Here is a 22,389-nt window from a genome sequence, read left to right as displayed (position 1 = left end):
TCCACTGGAATCACCTGGGCGACGGCGCCGGAGGGCAGGTCTTGGGGTGATTCCAGTGGAATCACTTCGCCGGTGGAGCCGGAGGGCGGGTCTTGGGTGATTCCAGTGGAATCACTGAGAGTGAGTGAGGGGGCAGCTTGAATACCGCATCGAACAGCTATGGCAATGACGCATTCAACAGCTACGCAAAGGGTTTTTTAAAACCCTTTAAGGGTAAGGGAGAGCTGATTCGTCTACGTGATGAGCTGGAAGATTCGGCAAGAGTGGCTCGTCAGGAGGCGATCGATATGGCGTCTCAGGCGAATGGCGGTCTGCTGAAATCGACCGATCTCTGGCTGACCCCTTGGGGTAAATCAGGCATTCCGGCCAGAACGCTTCAGTGGCGTGATAATAAGCAGAGAAGCATGGGGCTTTGGCTGCTGGAGACGTTCTTGTCACGTGCTGACATATCCGAGGCGATGCGGCAATCCGTCATCGACCTAGAAGTCCAGCGCTGCGTGTTCAATGCCAAGGCGGCCACGATCAACTGGTCGATCAAGCGAATTGGTAAGGCGCTAGCGGATATCGAACATGCGGTCTCTTTTCAGCGATAACGACCAAGGAGGATACCCATGGGCACACGCTTCTACGGTGAGGGAAATATCGGCAGTGACCCCGAGGTCAGGACCTTCCCCGTGCGTGACAATCAGCCGCCCCGCACGCTGCTCAGGCTCAACGTGCGGTTCGATAACCTGGTCCCCAAGGATGGGGAAGTGGTGGATCGCGGTGGTTTCTGGGCAGACGTGGAGTGGTGGCACCGGGAAGCAGAGCGGTGGTCGCGGTTGTATCAGCGAGGGATGCGGGTCGTGGTGGTGGGCAAGATGGTTCAGGACAGCTGGGAGCAGAACGGCGAGACGCGCACGGCCTTCAAGGTACAGGCAGACCGGGTGGCCATCTTGCCTCATCGGGTGGCTCAGGTAATCATGGATACCCCCCATAGCCACCAGCAGCCGGCGGAGCAATATGCCAGCGGCCCGGGAGCGAGCCAGGAAGGCTACGGGGAATAACCGCTGCGTGATCATGGATGAATCAAGGAGGAGAGCGATGAAGGGGGCGAAGAGAGTCCTGTGTTGGGTTGGGCTTGGCGCTATTGTGACTGTGGCAGCGGGCTGTACCACTCAGGACCACCTCTACTCTCAAGGGCGCTGCCTGACCTGCATCAATAACCCGGTGACGGGGCAGCCTATCAATTACGATCCCGAGCAGCAGCCTGCTATCGAAGAAGACGCTGTGGCAGCTGGCCGGGACCAGGGAACAGCTGCAGGCAATCGGCATGGGCGGTTCAGCATGGCGTCGCCGTTGGACGTGGATACGGCCTATGCGAGGGTGCGCTCCGAGTTCGGATTCCGCTCGGAGGTGGACTTCAACCCGAACAGTAACTCTGACCAGTGGGCGATGATGGATAATGCATGGCACTTTGATGCCACGCCCGGCGCCTTTTATCAGATGAGCGACTACGCCAGACAGACCGTCAACGGCACCGAGCACTCTCTCGTGCTGAAGGCTCAGATTCAGCGCGACGGTAGCAGCTCTCGCATCAACGTGGAGTACCTGCCGACTGCCAATGCCAGGTACGATGGAGATGCCATGGGCGAGGTGCTCGAGCAGCGCTTCCGCACGGCGCTTCGTTAACGCAGGGAGGAGGGCACTTGGTGACATCACGGGAGCTGAGAAACGAGCGGATCGGCATTGGCCATGCGGCTCAGCTGCTCGGCGTCCGTGTCACCGAGCTCAAGCATGCCCTTCGGCATGGCCGCGACCTTCGCGGCCATGCGCCACCCCGGCCTATCGTTAGGGGCGCCGGCTCGTCTGGCACCCAGATGCTGTTTCTCCTGGGTGACGTCATGGACGCTGCTGAGCTGATGGCGAAAGCCTGATGCCTGGTGGTACAAAGCCGCGTCGCTGACGTTTCCTTTCTTGCTTCGCTCGCCTCTATGGACTTGCCATGCTGCCCTCGACGTTCATGAGGGAGATGAGCCAATGCGTGTATTCCTGTGCGAGAAGCCCTCGCAGGCCCGTGATATTGCCCGTGTGATAGGTGCTGGCCAGCGTAGCGAGGGCTACCTGCACGGCGGCGGGAACGTGGTGACCTGGGGGTTCGGTCACCTACTCGAGCAGGCGCCGCCAGAGGAGTACGACCCGGCGCTCAAGCGCTGGTCCCTGGAGGCGCTGCCGATTCTCCCCTCGACCTGGAAGATGGAGGTCAAGAAGAGTGGCCGCAAGCAGTTCGGTGTCGTGAAGAAGCTGCTGGGCCAGGCGACCGAAGTGGTAGTGGCCACCGACGCCGACCGGGAAGGGGAGACCATCGCCCGCGAGCTACTGGATTACTGTGGCTACCGGGGGAGGGTGACCCGCCTGTGGCTTTCGGCCCTGGACGATGCCTCGATCCGGAAGGCGTTGGCCAGCATCAGGTCTGGGGAGGCGACCTATCCGCTCTATCTGGCCGGGCTGGGGCGTAGTCGGGCCGACTGGCTGGTCGGGATGAACCTGACCCGGGCCTATACGGTGCTGGCCCAGCGGCAGGGGCACCAGAGCGTGCTTTCGGTGGGGCGCGTGCAGACGCCCGCGCTGCGGCTGGTGGTGGATCGCGACCGGGAGATTACGAACTTCGTGCCCCAACCCTTCTGGGAAGTCGTGGCTCAGTTCCAGACGGCGGGCGGTACCTTCCAGGCGAAGTGGCAGCCACGCGACGCCTCGATCCTGGATGCCGCCGGGCGCTGCGTCAGCGAGGTTGCGGCCCAGTCACTGGTCCAGCGAGTCGCCGGGCAGCAGGGACACATCAGCCACCTCGAGACGACCCACAAGAAAGAGTCGCCCCCGCTGCTGATGGACCTGTCATCGCTTCAGCAGGAGGCCTCTCGCCGCTTTGGCTACGGTGCCCAGCAGGTGCTGGACACCGCCCAGGCACTCTACGAAACCCACAAGGCCACGACCTACCCCCGGACCGACTGCCGGTATCTGCCGGAGTCGCAGCTCGGGGATGCCGAGCGCATCGTGACGATGCTGCTGCACTCGGATGAGACGCTGTCGCGGCTTCGCCAGCGCCTGGACACGAGCCGCACGAGCCGTGTCTGGAACGACAGCAAGGTCACCGCGCACCACGGCATCATCCCAACGGCGGTGCCGTGTGACTTGGCCAAGCTGAGTGACGCCGAGCGCAACGTCTATGACCTGATTCGTCGCCACTACCTGGCTCAGTTCCTGCCGGCTCACGAGTATGATCAGACCGAGGTGCGGGTGGACCTGGAGGGTGAGGTATTCCTGGCCTCGGGACGGCAGGTGAAGGTGGAGGGATGGCGCCTGCTCTTCCCTCGAGCGGCGTCGGACGAGGGCAGCGGGGAAGACCGGGAGACGCCCCCACTGCCGGCCCTGAGCGAGGGAGAGTCCTGCAAGGCGCAGCACCTCGAGATGTTGGCCAAGCAGACGACGCCGCCCAAGCCGTTTACCGAGGGCACCCTGATCGCCGCCATGAAGCATGCCGCCCGGTTCGTGACAGACGAGCGCCTGAAGGCCCGCCTCAAGGAGACCGCCGGGATCGGCACCGAGGCAACGCGGGCCGGCATCATCGAGACGTTGCTGAAGCGGGGCTTCATCAAGCGGCAGAAGCGCGCACTGGTCTCCACCCCGACCGGCCAGCAGCTCATTGATGCACTGCCCTCTGCCATCACCAACCCCGGCATGACGGCGCTCTGGGAGCAGGCGCTGGATGACGTCGCGGCAGGACGCCTGGCGCTGCAGGAGTTCATGGGCCGTCAGGCCGGCATGGTGGAGAAGTTGGTGCAGCATGCGCGAGCGTCCACGGTGACGATGCCTCAGCCGAAGAGAAAGACGCCCGGAAAAGACGTCGATAGCCGGCGCAAGGCGTCATCATCTTGACCCTAAGAGGGGTAGGCTCAATAATGAGAGCTGTACCCCGTTGGTTGCTGACGGTCATCACGCAACGCCCTTTGAGCGCCAACGCTCAATCCCCCAAAGTATTCGCACCTCGCGAGACGAGTACGCCCCATCCCGCCTATACGGCTCACACTGCATCATCAACAGTCGGGGTTCGAGGTTCATTAGTCCCAGGCCAGCTTGGTTGGTTGGCCACCTATCTCATACGACGACCGGCCTGCCGGCTACCTTGATCCAGGGTAGTGGGCAGGCCGGTTGACGTTTCCATGCTGGAAACGCCTGCCCTTCTGCGGAGCCCGCCGCATCACCAACGGGAGCCCTTTGTACAGGGATCTGTGCTTGATCGACCGAATGCGTCCGCGAAGAGATTCGGGTGCCACCGTGAGCGAAGCATGGCAACGAGGGACATGCCTTGGCTCCAGTTGCATGGCGGACATCCTGATACTTGTCGATACGGCGACGACCCTGTTGATGCCCTCTATGGTCTTCAATCCCAAGACGTGGCGTGCCGCGTCTTGCGAGTGAGGATATCGAGGAGATGCTGCCGAGCTGACGGGCAGCCTCCCAGTGGGCAAGTGCCGCCGCTGGCGGCCCGGTGGTCTCGACCGGCTCCAACCGAGATACCCAGGCACCCAGGCGTTTCAAGGGTGCGCCGCATGGCGGTACGCCGCCTCCCAAGGCTTCGCGCATCCCGAGACGAGGCCGCCCATCAGGGTTGGATGCCACTGCGATTACCACCCATTCGGGGAGATGCCTCCCCAGGGGGGCGGACCCCCTGGAAACTGGAGGAATGCCCCATGGCCACGATTGTTGACGACCACTTCATGGTCTGTACCGACTGCCTGATGATCATCGCTAATGACGATGCCACCGGGCTGGATCACTTCCTGGATGAAGAGAGTGCAGCCGCCCGCGAGCGGGAGGTGCGTCTCTCCATTGCGGCAGCGCAGCGCGACGAGAGTTACATAGTCTTCGGCGATAGCGAGCGAGACGAAGAGTTCTCAACGGCGTCCTGCGACTGCTGCAAAACTACTCTGGCCGGCTCTCGGCACCACTGCGTGCTGATGACCTGAGCCAACGCCTGAATCTATCGCCCACCGGGGAAGCCATTCGACTTCCCTGAGGGGGCGAAGTGTTTCCCTGGGGCTCATTTGTATCCACCGAGGAGACACACATGAAGACCACTACTCACCAGAGTGCCACCACTGGCTTCTTCGACCTGCATATCACCGGCCTTGGCTACCTCAACCGAATCCGGCAAGTGAAGCCGAAGCGCGGGGAAGCGTTCTGGGCATGCGATATCGCGGCCCTGAATGGCCCCGCAGACGATGTGGGCTACACTCGCTTCGACTGCCGAATCAGCGGCCGCGATGCCGAAGTGCTCGTCAAACGCTGCCGTCAGGCGGTGTACCAGGGCCGCAAGGTGCTGGTGGGCTTCAAGCTGGGCGACCTCTGGACGGACACCTTCGTCTACGCGAAGGGCGACAAGGCCGGCCAGACCGGCGTTAGTCTCAAGGCTCGCCTGCTGTTCATCAGCTGGATCAAGGTGAACGGCGAGATGGTTTACCAGGCACCTCGCCGCGATGAGCAGGGAGCCGGTAACGACAGCTCCGCTGGCTCAGCGGAGCAGCCTGAAGCAGGCAACGGCTATTCCGCTGCCCACTCGGGAGAAGCGGCCGGCTCCTTCGATTCGCCGGCCATGCACTGATCCATAGCACTTCTATCAACCTCACCCTGGCTGGGAATGACCCCGCCGCGTCATGCCCCTGCATTGACGATCGCCAACCCGCGAAGAACGCCCCGCTCCGGGGCGTTTTTCCTTTCCCCGCCTGATTACGCTTTTCAATCGACCCGCCCCCGCAAACCCGAGAACCTCCTGCCTCAACGCCATTGAATGGACTCCCTTGAGGCAACGCATGCTCAACATTCCCACCCTCTCGATCGCTGCGCTGATCACCACCACGCTGCTGGCGGGCTGTGCCCATCAGACGCCACAGGCTCCCGAACCCTCGAGTGCCGATTCTCTGGTGCTCTCGCTGCCGCACTTCGACGTCGATGGCGAGCGGCATCGGGCCGTGGTCACCGGCCCCAACCCGCCGACGACCGAGGCCGTGACGCCGGACATCTATAGTGACGAACTGCCTTCCGTCGAGGTGATTCGCACCGGGCGCTACCAGCTGGTGGCGACTCAAGCCTCGCTGGGCCAGCGCCACCTCATGGAGCAGACCATTGACGTGCGTATTCCCGCTTCCATGACCACCACCGTGGAGGACGCGCTGCATCACACCCTACGCTATACCGGCTACTCGCTATGTCCGGCACCCGGTCCCGCTCAGCGCACCCTCTATCGCAAGCCGCTGCCGGCGGCCCACTACCGGCTGGGCCCCATGCCGCTGCGCGAGGCCCTGCAGGTGCTGGGCGGCGATGCCTGGGAGCTGGAGGTCGACCCGGTGGCAAGAGAGGTCTGCTATCAGGTGCGGGATATCCGCTATGTGCCTGGCCATGACGACGACAGCCGTGACGAGAGCATCGTGACGGTGGCGGAGGTGAGCGATGAGTGAGCCCACTGAGCTATCGCCCGACCACAAGCCGATTGGTCCTGCCTCCTCTGCGAAGCACCGCGGTAAGCGAGGGGCAGGGAAGGTCAGCAGGAAGGCCCTCTATGGCCTGCTGGCGGTCAGCCTGGTCGGCGCTGTGGTGTCAGGGGCCCTGCTGGTGAGACCGGCTCCCGACGAGGTTCCGGTGGAATCCTTGGTGCAGTACAAGGTGCAGCAGGCGGTGGTGCCTCTGGAGGAGGTGCTGGCACGGGTGGAGGAACATCAGGTCGCTCTGGAACAGCACCTGACGCGTCTGGATCAGCGCCTCGAACAGGCCGAACAGCAAGTTCAGGAAACTGCTTCTGCCATCACTGCCAGGCAAGCTCAGCTGGAGCAGCTCGAGCCCCGCCTCGCTAGTCTGGCCGAGGAGCTGAGCCGCCTGGATAGCGAGCTCAACCTGCGCATCACCGCCCAGAACGAGCAGATCCAGACGCTGAGCGAGCGCCTCGAGCAGGGCCAGCGTCAGCAGGCCGCGCCACGCCCTGCACCTGCAAGCCAGGCGTCGCGGTCAGCGGCCCCGCCGTCTCCTCCGTTCCAGGTCACCGGCGTCGAGTCCCGCGGTGGCCACCCCTATGTGGGCGTGTCACCCAATGGACTGTCGAGCCTGCGCGACATCCGGCTGCTGGGCGTGGGCGATCGCCAGGATGGCTGGGAGCTGTCGGCGATTCGCGGCTCCCATGCGGTCTTCCGCCACAACGGCCACTCGGTCGACGTACAGATTCCCTGATGCCACCGGAGATCCTGCGATGACATTCATGCAACGCGCTGCCCTGCCTTTGGCGACCATGGCTATGACGCTGCTGGGGAGCCAGGCCTATGCCCAGTCCATCCCGGAGAGCCGCCCCGATGCCTCCGGCGTGATTCAGGAGGCGCAGCGGATGCTCGAGAGCGAGCGCACTCGCACGCGCACGGAGCAGGCCGAGATCTGGGGTCTGACTGAGCGCGACTGGGAGCGCTACGAGGCGTTGATGGAAGGTCCCCGGGGGATCTGGTCGCCCAACTTGGATCCCATCACCGCACTCGGCGTCGAGGCACGCAGCGCCGAGGAGCGCCGCCGCTATGCGGAGCTGCTGGTACAGGTGGAACGCGCCCGCACCGAGCGCGAGCTGGCGTTCCAGCGGGCCTATGACGCGGCTTGGCAGCGCCTCTACCCCAACGAGATGCCGGTGGATGAGTTCACGCTTAGGCCACGCAATGCCTTTCACTTCACCGATGAAGGTGCACTTCAGGCGCGCTTGACGGTGCATGTGGCAGTGAATGACTGCGAGCGTTGTGACAGCACCGTCCGCGAGCTGTTGGCCCAGGGCACGCAGATGGACATCTTCGTGCTCGACAGCGACGGCGACGATTCGGTGATACGTGATTGGGCGCGACGTGTGGGTGTGCCGGCCGACCGCGTGCGCGCACGCGACATTACCCTGAATCACGGACAGTCGGACCCCGAGCGTGGCATTGCTGTGGGGTCGCTGCCTCAGGTCTACCCGAGATGAGGGCGACGATATGGGGGCTGAAAGCGTATCGGCGCATGGTGATGGGCTGTGCCGTCGGCTGCAGCCTGGCGGTGTTGTCATCGCTGGCGAATGCCACCGTAGTACCGCCGGCGTACTTCGACGCCGCAAGCCTGCATCAGGTCCCGCCAGAAGTGCTCTATGCAGTGGCCACGGCGGAATCGGTAGTCAGCTTGAAGGTGGGGCGCCGGCCCTGGCCCTGGACCCTGAACGTGGCGGGGGAGGGCTTCCAGTTCGCGACCCGCGAGGCCGCCTGCGACGCCTTGCTGCTGGCTCTCGAGGAGACCCGCCTCGTAGACGTGGGGATCACCCAGCTTAACGTGCGCTGGCAGCCGCAGCTGTTCGGCGCCGGCAAGCGCTTTTCCCATCCCTGTGACGCCTTGAATCCCTACGCCAACCTGGAGGAGGCGGCCCGCCTGCTGCGCGGCCACTTCGATGCCACTGGCGACTGGGTGCAGGCGGCCGGGCGCTATCACCGTCCCGCCGGGGGAGAGCCGGCAGCCCGCTACCGCCGCATCGTTGCCACCGAGCTCGAGCGGCTTAGAACGTCTCGCCAGCGGCAGCTGGCGGCTAACTAAGGGAGGTTCCACCGATGATTCACTCTGCCCCCTATCGTTGTCCTTACTGCGGGGCACCGGCCTGGCGCGAGCCCCACGAGATCGAGCCGCCAATCGACTACTGCCATGAAGAGGCCCATGGCTCCTGGGAGGAGTACCTGGGGGAGTACGGTGAAGATACGTCGGGGGAGGTGCCTGATGCGTGACGGTCGCTGCCGAGCTTTACCCGCCTTGGTCAGTGGGCTCTTCGCGTTGCTTGCCGCCGGCGCCCAGGCGGAGAAGATGCCGAGCATGTCCCCGGCCGAGTGGCCTGCCCTGGAGGTGCTCGCCGATCATGGCGGCGAGCCGGCCCGCCCCTACTTCGTGGCCATCGGCATGGCCGACGTGCCGGAGGAGGAGGGCTATACCCCGGATACGCGTGCGCCGGTGCCGTTCAGCGAGGCGGATATGCTGCCGGTGACCAGCGAGCGACTATCGCCCGGCGAGGTGCGCTTTCGTCCACTGGAGCTGCCGAGCCGCATGACGCCCTTCTTCCTGGTCGGTGACGATGCGCTGTCGCTGCGCTGGTTGGAGGCCCGCGGGGAGACCCTGCGCGAGCTCAACGCGGTGGGGCTGATCGTCGAGGTGGCCACGCCCGAGGGGCTTGAGCGCCTGCGCGAGGCGGCGCCGGGGCTTGAGCTGCGCCCCACGCCGGGGGACGACCTGGCCGGTCGGCTGGGCCTGGCCCACTACCCGGTGCTGGTGACGTCTCAGGGGCTGGAGCAGTAGGAGCGCGCAATGAACCAGACACACCCCCTGGAGGCGCTGCTGCGCCCGGCGGTAGAGCTCAACACTGCCCTGGTCTGCCTGGCCTGTGCGGTACTCTGCATCATGGCGCCCTGGTCGCTGGCCCTGTCGCCCAGCGTGGGCTACGGCATGGCCGCAGGCTTTGCTGCCTTCGGGCTGTGGCGGGCTCGGCAGGCCTGGGTGGTGCTGCGCTACCGTCGCAACATGAAGCGCCTGCCGCGCTTTGCGCTGCGCAGCCGGCAGATTCCGGTTAGCCAGCGGCTGCTGTGGATGGGCAAGGGCTTCAAGTGGGAGGCGCGCCACACCCAGCGGCTGCATGAGAGCCAGCAGCCCCACGTGCAGCGCTATCTGCGCCCGGGGCCGGCCTACCGCCTGGCCCGTGAGATGGAAAACCGGCTGGAGCGCCATGCTGCCGGTCGGCCGCTGGTGAAGCTGTTCGGGTCGGATGTGCCCTGGAATCCGGTGCGCCCGCTGCCGCCGGTGGGCGGCATGGCAGCACTGCATGCCGTGGAGTGGAAGGAGCGCGATGTCTACTTGCCCCTCGGGGAGCGGGTGGGTCACACCCTGGTGGAGGGCACCACCCGGGTTGGCAAGACCCGGCTCGCCGAGATCCTGATCACCCAGGACATCCATCGCGGTGACGTGGTGATTGCCTTCGACCCCAAGGGCGATGCAGACCTGATGATCCGCATGTATGCCGAGGCACAGCGGGCGGGCCGCGGCGACGCCTTCTACGTCTTTCATCTGGGCTGGCCGGATATCTCGGCGCGCTACAACGCCGTGGGCCGCTTCGGGCGCATCTCGGAAGTGGCCACCCGGCTTGCCGGCCAGCTCTCCGGCGAGGGCAACAGCGCCGCCTTCCGCGAGTTCGCCTGGCGCTTCGTCAATATCGTGGCACGGGCCCGTCATGCCCTGGGGCAGCGCCCCACCTACGATCAGATCCTCTCGGATGTGGTGAACATCGATGGCCTGATGATCGAGTACGCCCAGCAGACCCTGACGCGCCATGACCAGCACGCCTGGGAGCGCATCACCTCCATCGAGGGCAAGCTCAACGACAAGAACATCCCCCGCCAGTTTCAGGGGCGCGACAAGCGGGTGGTGGCCATCGAGCAGTATCTGCAGCAGGTCAAGGTGGTGGACGCCGTGCTCGAGGGGCTGCGCAGCGCCGTGCGCTACGACAAAACCTACTTCGACAAGATCGTGGCGAGCCTTCTGCCGCTGCTGGAGAAGCTGACCACCGGGCGTATCGCCGAGTTGCTCTCGCCGGACTACGACGATATCGAAGACCCCCGGCCGATCATCGACTGGCAGCAGATCATCCGCAAACGGGGCATCGTCTACGTAGGCCTGGATGCCATGTCTGATTTCGAGGTAGCCCAGGCGGTGGGTAATTCGATGTTCGCCGACCTGGTCTCGGTGGCCGGCCATATCTACAAGCACGGCATCGATGACGGTCTGCCGGCGGTGAACGGCAAGCGCATGGGCAAGGTGCCGATCAACCTGCACTGCGACGAGTTCAACGAGCTGATGGGCGACGAGTTCATCCCGCTCATCAACAAGGGGGGCGGCGCCGGCATTCAGGTCACTGCCTATACCCAGACCCTCTCCGACATCGAGGCGCGCATCGGCAATGCCGCCAAGGCCGGTCAGGTGGTCGGCAACTTCAACAACCTGGTGATGCTGCGGGTACGCGAGGAGAAGACCGCCGAGCTGCTGACCCGACAGCTGCGCCAGGTCAACGTGGCCACCCGCATGCTGGTCAGCATGGCCTCCGACTCCAGCGACATTGCCAACGACATCGACTTCACCAGCTCCGGCGGCGACCGCATCAGCACCGTGCAGGTGCCGATGATCGAGCCGGCGGACGTGGTCTCGCTGCCCAAAGGGCAGGCCTTCGCTCTGCTCGAGGGCGGCCAGCTCTGGAAGGTGCGCATGCCCTTGCCGCTGCCCGATAGGCACGAGGACATCCCCGGCAGCATCGCCGAGCTCGCCGAGCGCATGAAGCGCGACTACACCACCGGCGAGCAGTGGTGGACCGCGGTCATGCCGCCGCCGGTGAACCTGGATCTGGGCGAGCTAGGGGCTGAACTCCCGATGCGGGCCCGCGATGCCCAGGAGCCGCCGCCTGCGCGGGCAGAAGCTCGAGCGGAGGCGCAGGACAAAGACGAGGCCAAGGCGCGCCGGCAGGTGGAGAAGGCTGAGCAGCTGCTCAACGAGTGGCCGCTGGCCCAAGAGATGGAGAACCGTGATGAACATCGAGACAACTCCCATGATGCCTGATAACGCGGCAACCGCCATCGTCTCCAGTGTTGCCCTGGAGAGCGGCTCCCTGAGTGAGCTGCCTCAGGCCCTGTTCGGGCTACTCGACTACGTGGTCATCGGGATCGACCGCGTCGAGCTGACCCAGCACGCCTATCGCAAGGGGCTTTCGCCGGTATGGGAGCAGGGCGAGCACCCTCATGAGGGGCGGTTGATCCTGCACTACCACGATCGCCGCTGGTCGCTGCTCTGCTCGCTGACGCCAGTCAGGGTGCACTGAGATGGCCACGGCGGAACGTGCCCAGGAAACCCGACGCGGTTGGTTCTCCACGCTGTTCGGGCTTCCATTTCAGATTATGGCGGTGCTGGTCGTGTCGCTGCTGATGTCGGTGCTGGTCGAGTGGGCGGGAATCCACTGGCAGTGGTGGAGCCAGCCCGGGGCCCAGCATGCGCTGGAGACCCTGGAAACCGAAGTGGCCCGACTGGATACCCACTTCACGCGCTCGCTGCTGGTCTCGGACCCAGTGGCACTGGCCACGGGTGCCGTTACCAACGCCTACGATTGGCTGTTCATCAGAAGCGGCATCTCGGGATGGCTGGAGAGTAACGCCACTCAGGGTGGATGGCTGGGTACCTTGCATACCTACCTGCAGGCGGCCCTCTACGTCACGCTGATGACCCTGACCCGCGTGGTCATCCTGCTGCTCACCTCGCCGCTCTTCGCCCTGGCGGCCCTGGTCGGCTTCGTCGACGGCCTGGTGCGCCGCGACCTGCGCCGATTCGGCGCGGGACGCGAGTCCGCGTTTATCTACCACCATGCCAAGCGGGCCATCACGCCGGTCTTCGTGGTGGGCTGGCTGTTCTACCTGAGCGTGCCCTTCGCCATTCATCCCAACGCCTTCCTGCTGCCCTGCGCGGCCCTATTTGGCTTGCTGGTCAGCATCGCCACGGGAAGCTTCAAGAAGTACCTCTGAAACTCCACATCGCAGGCCTTCCGCGGCCTCGCCGCTATCGTCCGGAGCCGGTGCGGGCTCCGGTGCTTGCGTGTCTAGGGTATTGAGCAGGCGAAGATAAACGTCGTGTGCGGCGCTTATGGTTTCCTGCTGCGCTGCACCCTGGCGGGCGACAGGATGAGGACAATGCCAGCCAACGGATGGACTGTCTTGTCATGACGTTTCGCCGCTTGCCACGGGCCCTGTCGCCCCTGCTTCTGACGCTGCTGACCGCTCAGTTCGGCGCTACCCATTCCGCCTATGCCAACGACCGCGACGTCGTGCGCGATGAGATCGCCCGCCAGGACCTGGCCCTGATCCAGGGTCAGCTGGCCCAGATCCAGCGCATTGTGGATCGGCTCGAGAGCCGCGTTGGGGAGTTCGACCCTGAGACCACTCGTGTCTTCCTGGATGTGCCGCGCCTGCGCCGGGATATCCAAGCCGTGGACAAGGGCATCGATGACGTACTCGAACCGCCTCGGTTGCCGCCCCGCCAGCCGGTGCCCCTCGCCGGGGACTACCTGCGGGAGTTGCGCTAATGGAGGCCTTTGCCGCCGGTGCCGGCTTCGAGGCGCCACCCCTGGGAGTCCTTATTGCCGGGGTGGGCTGCACCGTGGTGCTGCTCTGGGCGTGTTGGAGCGCCATCTCCTCCTATCGAGGCTACGCCAAGGGGCGCGTCAGCGGCGATGACTTCGGCTTTGCCGCGCTGCGCGCCGTCTTCCTGGTCGTGGTGATGTTCTGGGTTTTCCTCTGAGGTCGCCGGCCTCGCACTCTGCGTCATTCAACAATTCGTTACTCAAGAAGGAGCTCGTTATGACTACCGTGCGTTCACTCTGCTCCCGTGTTCGTACCCGAGGCCTCGCCATGATGGCCGCGGCAGGACTTGTGCCGGCTCAGGCCATGGCGCAGGGACTGCCCACCATGGAGGCGCCGTCACGGGGGGAGGGCGATGGCCTTCTCACCACGCTACAGAATTATCTCTATGACTTCGGCGCCCTGGGCGGCCTGATACTGGCCACGGTGGCGTTCCTGATCGTCGCGATTGCCGCCATTGCCACCTTCAACGAGGCACGGGTTCGCGGCGAGTGGTCGAAGTTCGGCGTAGTGGTCGTCGTGGGGGTAGTGCTGATCATAGCCATTATCTGGCTGGCGACCAAGGCCGCGGAGATCCTCTGATGGTTAACCGTCTCGACTTTCTGCCGACTCGCCTGAATGCCGCACCGGTGGTGTTTCGGGGCATGACCGGGCACGAGGTTGGGATGATGGCTCTGGGCGGAGTAGCCGCGGGATTGCTTCCGGGCGCGATCGGCGCCTGGCTGCTGGGAGCCATCGCCATGGTGCCGACCGTGGCGTTTGCCTGTGCCGGCATGGCGCTCTACGTCGGTGGCGCCGTGATGCGGCGGCTACGTCGCGGCCGTCCCGCCTCCTGGCTCTACCGCAGCCTACAGTTTCGTCTCGCTCGGCAGGGCATCCGTCTCAGGGGAGCCGACGCCTTGATCACCCGTTCCGGTCCCTTCTCACGGCGGCGGATGCGCTACCAACCGGGAGGACGCCCATGAGCCGCTTTCGTCACGCCCTTAGCGCACGGGATGCCCATATCACCACCCTGCGCCTGGTCATCTTGGTGTTGGCCTTGTTATGCGCTGGTCTGTGGTGGGGCTGGAAGTCGGCTCCCGAGAACTTGACCATCCACAACCCGCCCGACCTGCGCTCAGGCAGCACCCGCGCCTGGTGGGAGGTCGACCCGTCGAGCGTCTATGCCTTCGGGTTTTACGTCTGGCAGCAGATCAATCGCTGGCCCGCGGATGGTCAAGCCGATTACCGCCGCAACCTGAGGGCCTATTCACCCTTTCTTACCCCCTCCTGTCAGCGCTACTTGGCCAAGGACTACGAGGACCGCGATCGCCGCCAGGAGCTTTCCGGCCGGGTACGCGGCATCTACGAAATTCCCGGGCGAGGTTATCGCGCCGATTCCGTGGAGATCCTTAGTCGTGATGCTTGGGTGGTTACCCTGGATATGGCCATCGACGAACAGTACGCCGGCACGCCGGTTCGCGATCTGTTCATTCGCTACCCGCTGCGGGTGGTGAGGGCCGACGTAGACCCTCAGCGCAACCCCTGGGGCCTGCAGGTGGACTGCTTCGATGGCATTCCACAGCGGCTGTCGGTACCAGATGCAGAGAAGCAAGGAGGCTCCTCATGAAGCGTGTGATGCTGGCCTGGTTGGTCACCGCCGTGTTCGCCGGTGAGGCGCTGGCGGTGGAGGTCATGCACTGGGAACGTCGACCGCTGGAGATACCGCTGCCGGTGGATGAGGAGCGGATTGTCACCCTGGACCGCAACGTTCGCGTGGGCCTGCCACCGGCATTGGCCAATCCCGAGGTACTGCGCGTACAGAGCGCCGGGGGCGTACTCTACCTGAAGGCCTTCGAGACCTTCGAGACCCAGCGTGTTCGCGTGCAAGACGTGGAGAGCGGGGATGTGCTGCTGCTGGACCTGTCGGCCGGGGAGGGCGTTAGTAGCGAGGAGATCCTGGTGGTGGATAGCCGAGAGTCATCCCCGGCTAGCTCTTCCTCGGGCAGCGGCGGGGCGAAGACAGTATCGACCCCGCCATCGTCGGCTCAAGCGTCAGGCACTGCTGCACAGCGCGCGTCCACCACGCCTGTACCGGTGCTACTGACCCGGCATGCCGCCCAGTCCCTCTATGCGCCGCAGCGCACCATCGAGCCCCTGCGCGGCGTCTCTCGCGTGCCCATGCGGCTGCCCGAGTCGCTGAGCACTCTGCTGCCGTCGCTGCCGGTGACCGCCACGCCCCTGAGCGCCTGGCGGCTCGATGGCTGGACGGTCACCGCGGTGAAGCTCGAGAACAACGATCGGCAGCGCGCCTTCGAGATGGATCCGCGCTGGCTGCAGGGGGAGTTCTATTCCGCGACCTTCATGCACCCCTATCTGGCGCCGCGAGGCTCCATGGAGGACACCACCACGGTCTTTCTGGTCACTCAGCGCGGCGGCCTGGACAGGGCCCTGATCCCGCTGGAGGAGAAGGATAAGGTCGAGGAGGGCACCTCATGACACTGCGTAGCAATACCCTGCTGAAGATTCTGGTGCCTGGGCTGTTGGTGATCGTGTTGCTGATCCTGGTGCGCAGCCTGAGCGGAGGCGAAGCCGACTCTGAGGCAGAAATCGCCGAGACTGACCCGACGCTAAGCCTGACCGATGACGAGCTGCAGGCGCTGGGCATCGAGGGGGATACCCCGCGGGATACCGTGGCCACCTTGGTCGGCCACGTGCAGGCCATGCGTCGCGACTTGGAGCAAGCTCAGGCGGAAACACAGGCGCTGCGCGACCAGAACGAGCAGCTGATGAGCCGCCACCAGGATGTGGACGGTGCCATCGATGAAGCACTGCGCCGTGAGCGCGAACGGCTACGTCAGGAGATCGCGCGGTCCAAGCCGGACAGCTCCATGCTGGGCACCTTGCAGCGTCAGCTGGATCAGCTGCGCCGCCAGGTGGATGGGCAACGTGATGATGACCTGCCCATCGGCCTGGGTCTTGAGGGAGGTGGTGGCCCTGATGGGACATCCTACTCGGGCCCTGGCTCGGAGCATGCGCTGACCTGGGTCGAGCCCCTGGACGCCCAGGAGGATGAGCGTGGGCGTGGCGAGACTACCTTCCCGACCGGCTTCCGTGAGGCCGCCGAGGAACTGGGCGAAGCGGCCCAGCATGCTTCCAGCGCGGCAGAAAGCCGGGTGACCGGACGTCCCGATGAATCCAGCGTGGAGCCCGCCTATACGCTGCCGGAGAATTCCACCCTGATGGGCTCGGTGGCCATGACGGCGCTGCTGGGCCGGGTGCCGATCGATGGCACCGTCAACGACCCCTATCCGTTCAAGGTAGTGATCGGCCGCGAGAACCTTACCGCCAACGGTGTCACCTTGCCTGAGGTGGAGAGTGCCATTGTCAGCGGCACCGCCACCGGTGATTGGACGCTCTCCTGCGTGCGTGGCCAGGTCAACTCGATGACCTTCGTCTTCGAGGATGGAACCGTGCGCACCCTGCCGGCCCCGGAGGACGTGAATTCCGGTGACGGCTCGAACCGCACCATCCTCGGCTGGCTCTCCGACCCGCGGGGCCTGCCCTGCATCCCCGGGGATCGCAAGACCAATGCTCAGCAGTTCCTGCTCACCAGCTTCATCCTGGGCGCCGCCGAGGCCGGTGCCGATGCCATGGCGATGAACGAAGTCACCACCAGTGTGGACAGCGGTGGCGTGGTCAGCGGCCTGACTGGTGACTCGGGTCGCTATGCCGCCAGCCAGGCCCTGGCTGGCGGCGTGTCCGACGTGCGCCAGTGGGTGCAGGAGCGCTTCGGCCAGACCTTCGATGCTGTCTATGTTCCCCCGGGTCAGCCGGTCGCCATCCATATCGAGCGTGAGCTGCCTATCGACTATGAAACCCAAGGAAGGAGGGTGCGATATGACCGCTCGAGTGCGGCCAATCTCGATCTGCCGTAGCGCCACCATGTCGATGGCTGTCTTGTTCACGAGCCTGACGATGACCGGGTGTGCGACCTCTCAGGAAGAGCTGATGCCGGTGGGTGATACCACCATGATGGAGATCTGGCAGCACCAGGCCGGCCACAGCACCGGTGAGCGCCGCCTGCTGGATGTACGCAGCGAGCTGCGCCGGCCGCTGAAGAGTGACGACATGGTAACGGAGCACCTGCGCTACAGTCGCGATGTGGGCAACGAGATCTACAGCCAGTTCCGTCGCCTGCCCAACCCGGACCTGGTGATGTACGTCTTTCCCCACCTGGCAGGTACGGAGCAAGTGCCGGTACCCGGCTACTCGACGGTGTTTCCCCTCTATCAACGCGTTCAGTACGCCATGCCCGGTGAGAGTGCGCGAGCCACTGCGGACTGGGTCGATGGGAGGGCTCTCTGATGTCTCAGTTCGATGCGCTGATGAATCGACTCTTCGGTAGTGCCAATGCCGATGATGACGACCAAGGACAGGGGCTGGATGAGCTGCTATCGGCGCCGCCTTATGCGCGAGACCCTGAAGCCCAGTCGATCGAGCCAGATGCCCTCGCTGCCCTGAGACATGATATCCAGGGGCGACCTTTGGCTCTGCCCCGGGGCAAGGCGCCCTCCGTGGCCGAGTTGCGCGCGCACTTCCGCCGGGCACCCTCGTTCAGCAACTACCTGCCCTGGGTGGAGTACCTGCCCGAGTCGGGCTGCTTTCTGCTGGAAGACGGCGTCTCGGTGGGGGTAGTGGCCGAGGTCTTCCCCATCGCCACCGAGGGCCGCGCCCCGGAGTCTCTGGAGGCGATTCGCGACCAGATTGAGGCCGCCATTCAGGACAGCCTGCCGGAGTATGAGCAGCACCCCTGGGTGGTGCAGCTCTTCGTCAAGGACGAGGTCGACGCCCGCCCCGACCTGGAGCGCATGCGGGACTATGTGCGGCCGCGGGCCCGGGAGACCGAGTTCACCCAGGACTGGTTGGCGAGCATGGGCGCTCACCTCAAGGCGATCTCCAAACCCGGTGGGCTGTTCCAGGATGACGGCGTGACCCAGACCCGCTGGCGGGGCCAGACCCGTCGCACGCGCCTGGTGCTCTACCGCTGGCTCGGCAAGAAGCGCAAGGCCGGGGAACGTCAGCGAGGACTCTCTCCCGAGCAGACGGTCAACCAGGTGTACGATAGGTTGGCCGCCGCGTTGCACGGCGCGGGCCTGCGTCTGGAGCGCTACGACGGGCGCGCCTTTCACCGCTGGCTGCTGCCGCGGTTCAACCCGCGGCCGCGGCTGGCCCCCGATGAGCCGGCGCGCTTCTACTCCCTGTGCGACTACCCCGAGGACGCCGATGACGTGGCCTGGAACTATGACTTGGCCGAGGGAATGCTCTTCAACTCGCCCCGCGGCGACGTCGAGACGGGGCTGTGGTGGTTCGATGGGCTGCCTCAGTGCTGCGTGGTGGTGGAGGAGATGCGCCGAGCGCCGGTGGTGGGGCATCTCACCGGCGAGGTGCGCCGCTCCGACGGGCAGGCAAGCAATGCCTTGATGGACAAGCTGCCTGAAGGCACCGAGGCGGTGCTGACCATCGTGGCGACGCCCCAGGAGCCCCTGGAGGACCATATCAACCGCCTGCACAGCAAGGCGGTGGGCGACAGCGTGCTAGCCCGACAGGTCCGCGAGGACTGCGAGACCGCCCGCCGCTACCTGGGCCAGAACCACAAGCTCTACCAGAGCACCCTGGCTTTCTTCCTGATGGGTGAGAACGAGCAGGACCTCCAGCAGCGCAGCATGGCGCTGGCCACTCAGCTGCTGCAGGTCAACCTCTCGCCGGTGGATCCTGAAGATGAAGTCGCCGGCCTGAACACCTACCTGCGCTGGCTGCCGATGAACTTCGACCCGGAGCAGGATCGCAAGAACCGCTGGTACACCCAGTTCAACTACGTCCACCACTTGGCCAATCTGGCGCCGGTGTTCGGGCGCGGCCGCGGTACCGGCCGGCCGGGGATGACCTTTTTCAACCGTGGCGGCGAGACCTTCAGCTTCGACCCGCTGAACCTAGAGGATCGCTCGGCCAACGCCCACATGCTGGTGTTCGGCCCCACCGGGGCCGGCAAGTCGGCCACTCTCAACGGCGTGCTGAGCCAGGTCATGGCCATGCACCGCCCGCGGCTGTTCATTATCGAGGTGGGCAACAGCTTCGGGCTGCTGGGCCAGTATTTCGAGCGCAAGGGGATGAGCGTTAACCAGGTCAAGCTGTCGCCGGGCTGTGGGGCCAGACTGCCGCCGTTCGCAGCGGCCACGCGGCTACTGGAGAACGAGGTGGAGGAGCGCCGCCTGGCCCGAGACGCCGAGGACGCCAACCCCTTCGAGGAGGCACCCCTGGAGGAGGACGAGGAGCAGCCCGACGAGGAACGCGACCTGCTAGGCGAGATGGAGATCACCGCCCGGCTGATGATCACCGGCGGCGACCCCAAGGAGGAGCGGGAGTTTCGCCGCGCCGACCGGCGTATGGTGCGCGACGCTATCTACCGTGCAGCGGAGCGCTGTCGGGAAGAGGGCCGCGACTGCATGACTCAGGACGTGCGCGAGGCGCTCTATGCGATCTCACGCGATACGGAGATCCCCGAGGAGCGGCAGCGCCGCGCCTATGACATGGGCGAGGCCATGGGGCTGTTCTGCGACGGCTTCGACGGCGAGGTCTTCAACCGCCCCGGCACCTCCTGGCCCGAGTGCGACGTGACCATCATCGACTTGGCCCATTTCGCCCGAGAGGGTTACGAGGCCCAGCTCGCCCTGGCGGTGATCAGCTTGACCAACATGATCACCAACCTGGCCGAGCGCGACCAGTACAGCGGGCGGCCCATCGTCCAGGTCATTGACGAGTGCCACCTGCTCACCGTCAACCCGCTGCTCAGCCCCTATCTGGTCAAGGTGGGCAAGATGGGCCGCAAGCTCTCCCACTGGATTTGGATGGCTACCCAGAACCTCGAGGACTTCCCGGACGCAGCCCGCAAGCTACTCAACATGATCGAGTTCTGGCTGTGTCTCTACATGCCGCCGGACGAGATCGAGCAGGTCAGCCGCTTCAAGGAACTCACCGCCACCCAGCGCAAGCTGATGGCCTCCGCCACCAAGGTCTCCAAGAAATATACCGAGGGGGTGGTGCTGTCCGGGCGTCTGGAAGCGCTGTTCCGGGTAGTGCCCCCCAGCCTTTACCTGGCCCTGGCCGGCACGGAAGGCGAGGAGAAGGCCGAGCGGATGCGGGTGATGCGCGAGCAGGGCTGCTCGGAACTCGAGGCTGTGTTGCATATCGCCCAGCGGCTGGATGAGGCCCGGGGGATCGGACCCACGACGTAGACACGGGTTTAGAAAAGTCGATGGAGTTGGCCTAATCTTCCATTTCAGGCGCTATAGTTAAACCACTATGGTTTAAGATGAGCACCATAGTTGGCTGATTAGGCAACCTATGACGATGAAAATAAACCAGCTGTGGCAGAAGATCCCTCATGGCGCCGTGGTGACCACTGCGTGGCTGGAGGCCCACGGCATTAGCGCCAACCATGCAGCTAAGCTCACAGAGGCTGGCTGGCTAAGGCGCCTCGGGCGAGGTGCCTACTGTCGGGCAGGTGACCCGCTGACCTGGGAGAGCGGGATTTTTGCGTTGCAGGCGCTCAGCGACCCCGCTGCACCGCCGTTCTGGCCGGGCGGCCAGACCGCCCTCTCCCTGCAGGGATTCGTCCACTATCTGCCCATCGGGCATGACACCACTCACCTGTATGGGGCGGAGCCCCGCTCCCAGCTGCCGCTATGGCTGAGTCAGGCCAACTGGGCCGGAGCTATCGCTCTGCACAGAGATAAGGGGCTGCCAATGGGTCTGCCTGGCAGCTTCACGGACTACAACCCGCCTAGGGTGGGATTTTCCCTTCGGGTCTCGACTCCGGAGCGCGCTATCCTCGAGTGGATCGCCATCACGCCCAACGAGCTGCTGTTCAGCAGCGAGCTGGTGGATACCTTCACCGGGCTCAATACGCTGCGCCCGCGCCGGCTACAGGCGCTGCTGGCAGGGTGCCGCTCAGTGAAGACCAAGCGTGCTTTTCTGGTACTGGCTCGCCATGCCGGCCACGCCTGGTACCATCGACTTGAAACCCACAGCCTCGACCTGGGGAAGGGCAAGCGGCAGCTCTGCAAGGGAGGGCGGTTGGACAAGGAATACCAGGTCACGGTCCCGGAGGCGTTCACGGATGAGCATTGAGCCCCGCTATCACGAACAGGTGCGCCTGCTGGTCGCGCTACTGCCGTTTCTCAACGACGAGCCGTGCTTTGCGCTCAAAGGCGGTACGGCCATCAACCTCTTCGTCCAACCCTTCCCGCGTCTGTCGGTCGATATCGACCTCGCCTACCTGCCGCTGGAGCCTCGGGATGTAACACTGCTCCGTTGTCGCCAGGCTTTACAACGACTGGCACAGGCCATCGGTGTTCAACTCCCTGGGGTGAACGCCGAGCTCAAGGGTAACCGCCATGATGAACTCAGAGTCTTGGTGCGCCGAGGTCACAGCCAGGTGACACTCGAGGTTTCGCCAGTGCTTCGCGGCACCGTGCATCCGCCTCAGCGGCTCGATGTGGTCGAGACGGTGGAAGACGAATACGGCTTTGCCTCGGTGCAGGTTGTGTCGATGCCGGATCTCTACGGTGGCAAGCTCTGCGCCGCTCTGGACCGCCAGCACCCTCGTGATCTTTTCGATGTGAAGCTGTTGCTGGACCAAGGTGGCCTGGATCGCAGTATCTTTGAAGGCTTCTTGGTCTACCTGCTTGGTCACCCCAGGCCGATGAACGAAATCATTAACCCGCGAATGAAGCCGCTGGAAGCAGTCTACCGCAAGGAATTTGTCGGTATGGCCAGAACTGATATTCCTCTGCAGCAGCTGGAAGAAGTGCGCCATAGGTTGTTGGAACGCCTGGGCCAGCTCATCACCGACAATGATGTTCGCTTTTTACTTTCGTTCAAGAAAGGTATGCCTGATTGGTCGTTATTCCCTGTTCAGGGTGTTGGCCAGCTGCCCGCTGTGATGTGGAAGCTTGCGAATATAAGTAAGATGGGGGAAAAGAAAAATAATCAAGCACTGAGGGCGCTTAACGAGGCTCTGAGCAGTCTGAGGCCATAGAAGAGCCATCTGTTCTGGACAAACCATTATCTGAACAACTAGGGTTGATTAGATGTTTCTCAAAGGCTGCTGTCGACCCAA

The 22,389-nt window shown here is 64.5% G+C and carries 26 protein-coding genes; all 26 read left to right on the top strand.

The window, feature by feature from the left end; translation table 11 throughout:
• Positions 1-137: 137 nt before the first annotated feature.
• A complete protein-coding gene (locus CK498_RS24055; RefSeq protein ID WP_095623383.1) occupies positions 138-593 on the top strand; it encodes a DUF3158 family protein in 456 nt (151 codons plus the stop codon).
• 18 nt (positions 594-611) lie between these two features.
• The gene (locus tag CK498_RS24050) at positions 612-1,046 is read left to right on the top strand and encodes a single-stranded DNA-binding protein (protein WP_095623382.1); all 435 of its coding nucleotides are present in this window, start codon (positions 612-614) and stop codon (positions 1,044-1,046) included.
• Positions 1,047-1,083: 37 nt separating this feature from the next.
• A complete protein-coding gene (locus tag CK498_RS24045; protein ID WP_095623381.1) occupies positions 1,084-1,671 on the top strand; it encodes a hypothetical protein in 588 nt (195 codons plus the stop codon).
• A 348-nt stretch (positions 1,672-2,019) separates the two neighbouring features.
• A complete protein-coding gene (locus CK498_RS24035; protein WP_095623379.1) occupies positions 2,020-3,915 on the top strand; it encodes a DNA topoisomerase III in 1,896 nt (631 codons plus the stop codon).
• A gap of 815 nt (positions 3,916-4,730) precedes the next feature.
• Entirely contained in the window at positions 4,731-5,006 is a 276-nt protein-coding gene (locus CK498_RS24030; RefSeq protein ID WP_095623378.1) for a hypothetical protein, read from the top strand.
• A 101-nt stretch (positions 5,007-5,107) separates the two neighbouring features.
• Positions 5,108-5,641, top strand: coding sequence for an STY4534 family ICE replication protein (locus tag CK498_RS24025; RefSeq protein WP_095623377.1), 534 nt, complete (start codon positions 5,108-5,110; stop codon positions 5,639-5,641).
• Positions 5,642-5,849: 208 nt separating this feature from the next.
• Positions 5,850-6,494: a PFGI-1 class ICE element type IV pilus protein PilL2 gene (gene pilL2 / locus CK498_RS24020; protein ID WP_095623376.1), complete on the top strand. Its 645-nt coding sequence runs from the start codon at positions 5,850-5,852 to the stop codon at positions 6,492-6,494.
• A complete protein-coding gene (locus CK498_RS26280) occupies positions 6,487-7,257 on the top strand; it encodes a type II toxin-antitoxin system HicA family toxin (RefSeq protein WP_176475897.1) in 771 nt (256 codons plus the stop codon). The genes pilL2 and CK498_RS26280 overlap by 8 nt, the downstream gene beginning before the upstream one ends.
• A 19-nt stretch (positions 7,258-7,276) precedes the next feature.
• Positions 7,277-8,020: a TIGR03759 family integrating conjugative element protein gene (locus CK498_RS24015; protein WP_176475896.1), complete on the top strand. Its 744-nt coding sequence runs from the start codon at positions 7,277-7,279 to the stop codon at positions 8,018-8,020.
• A complete protein-coding gene (locus CK498_RS24010) occupies positions 8,017-8,616 on the top strand; it encodes a transglycosylase SLT domain-containing protein (protein WP_217987851.1) in 600 nt (199 codons plus the stop codon). The genes CK498_RS24015 and CK498_RS24010 overlap by 4 nt, the downstream gene beginning before the upstream one ends.
• Positions 8,617-8,630: 14 nt before the next feature.
• Complete coding sequence (locus CK498_RS26275) at positions 8,631-8,801, top strand: hypothetical protein (RefSeq protein ID WP_176475895.1); 171 nt, start codon at positions 8,631-8,633, stop codon at positions 8,799-8,801.
• Complete coding sequence (locus CK498_RS24005; protein WP_095623374.1) at positions 8,794-9,363, top strand: integrating conjugative element protein; 570 nt, start codon at positions 8,794-8,796, stop codon at positions 9,361-9,363. The genes CK498_RS26275 and CK498_RS24005 overlap by 8 nt, the downstream gene beginning before the upstream one ends.
• 9 nt (positions 9,364-9,372) lie before the next feature.
• A complete protein-coding gene (gene traD / locus CK498_RS24000; RefSeq protein ID WP_095623373.1) occupies positions 9,373-11,664 on the top strand; it encodes a type IV conjugative transfer system coupling protein TraD in 2,292 nt (763 codons plus the stop codon).
• Complete coding sequence (locus CK498_RS23995; RefSeq protein WP_141247006.1) at positions 11,633-11,923, top strand: hypothetical protein; 291 nt, start codon at positions 11,633-11,635, stop codon at positions 11,921-11,923. The genes traD and CK498_RS23995 overlap by 32 nt, the downstream gene beginning before the upstream one ends.
• A 1-nt stretch (position 11,924) precedes the next feature.
• Complete coding sequence (locus tag CK498_RS23990; protein WP_095623371.1) at positions 11,925-12,617, top strand: TIGR03747 family integrating conjugative element membrane protein; 693 nt, start codon at positions 11,925-11,927, stop codon at positions 12,615-12,617.
• A gap of 194 nt (positions 12,618-12,811) precedes the next feature.
• On the top strand, positions 12,812-13,174 hold the full coding sequence (locus tag CK498_RS23985; protein WP_095623370.1) for an integrative conjugative element protein, RAQPRD family: 363 nt from the start codon (positions 12,812-12,814) through the stop codon (positions 13,172-13,174).
• Positions 13,174-13,389: a TIGR03758 family integrating conjugative element protein gene (locus CK498_RS23980; protein WP_095623369.1), complete on the top strand. Its 216-nt coding sequence runs from the start codon at positions 13,174-13,176 to the stop codon at positions 13,387-13,389. Before CK498_RS23985 ends, CK498_RS23980 begins: the two co-directional genes overlap by 1 nt.
• Positions 13,390-13,448: 59 nt before the next feature.
• Positions 13,449-13,811: a TIGR03745 family integrating conjugative element membrane protein gene (locus CK498_RS23975; RefSeq protein ID WP_095623368.1), complete on the top strand. Its 363-nt coding sequence runs from the start codon at positions 13,449-13,451 to the stop codon at positions 13,809-13,811.
• Positions 13,811-14,194 (top strand): TIGR03750 family conjugal transfer protein, encoded by a 384-nt coding sequence (locus CK498_RS23970; RefSeq protein ID WP_095623367.1) that lies wholly within the window; start codon positions 13,811-13,813, stop codon positions 14,192-14,194. The genes CK498_RS23975 and CK498_RS23970 overlap by 1 nt, the downstream gene beginning before the upstream one ends.
• A complete protein-coding gene (locus CK498_RS23965) occupies positions 14,191-14,838 on the top strand; it encodes a PFL_4703 family integrating conjugative element protein (RefSeq protein WP_095623366.1) in 648 nt (215 codons plus the stop codon). Before CK498_RS23970 ends, CK498_RS23965 begins: the two co-directional genes overlap by 4 nt.
• Positions 14,835-15,707: a TIGR03749 family integrating conjugative element protein gene (locus tag CK498_RS23960; protein ID WP_095623365.1), complete on the top strand. Its 873-nt coding sequence runs from the start codon at positions 14,835-14,837 to the stop codon at positions 15,705-15,707. Before CK498_RS23965 ends, CK498_RS23960 begins: the two co-directional genes overlap by 4 nt.
• A complete protein-coding gene (locus CK498_RS23955) occupies positions 15,704-17,146 on the top strand; it encodes a TIGR03752 family integrating conjugative element protein (protein WP_095623364.1) in 1,443 nt (480 codons plus the stop codon). The genes CK498_RS23960 and CK498_RS23955 overlap by 4 nt, the downstream gene beginning before the upstream one ends.
• Entirely contained in the window at positions 17,109-17,576 is a 468-nt protein-coding gene (locus tag CK498_RS23950; protein WP_456064532.1) for a TIGR03751 family conjugal transfer lipoprotein, read from the top strand. The genes CK498_RS23955 and CK498_RS23950 overlap by 38 nt, the downstream gene beginning before the upstream one ends.
• Positions 17,576-20,503, top strand: coding sequence for a conjugative transfer ATPase (locus CK498_RS23945; protein ID WP_095623363.1), 2,928 nt, complete (start codon positions 17,576-17,578; stop codon positions 20,501-20,503). The genes CK498_RS23950 and CK498_RS23945 overlap by 1 nt, the downstream gene beginning before the upstream one ends.
• Before the next feature lie 115 nt (positions 20,504-20,618).
• Positions 20,619-21,398, top strand: a complete 780-nt coding sequence (locus tag CK498_RS23940) for a type IV toxin-antitoxin system AbiEi family antitoxin domain-containing protein (protein ID WP_095623413.1) — start codon at positions 20,619-20,621, stop codon at positions 21,396-21,398.
• On the top strand, positions 21,388-22,308 hold the full coding sequence (locus tag CK498_RS23935; protein WP_095623362.1) for a nucleotidyl transferase AbiEii/AbiGii toxin family protein: 921 nt from the start codon (positions 21,388-21,390) through the stop codon (positions 22,306-22,308). Before CK498_RS23940 ends, CK498_RS23935 begins: the two co-directional genes overlap by 11 nt.
• Positions 22,309-22,389 lie beyond the last annotated feature (81 nt).

The sequence above is a fragment of the Halomonas salipaludis genome, from assembly GCF_002286975.1.
In the GTDB taxonomy this organism is placed as follows: Bacteria; Pseudomonadota; Gammaproteobacteria; order Pseudomonadales; family Halomonadaceae; genus Franzmannia; species Franzmannia salipaludis.
Note: the sequence above shows the minus strand (reverse complement) of the source record. Positions and strands in the feature narration are given on the sequence as shown.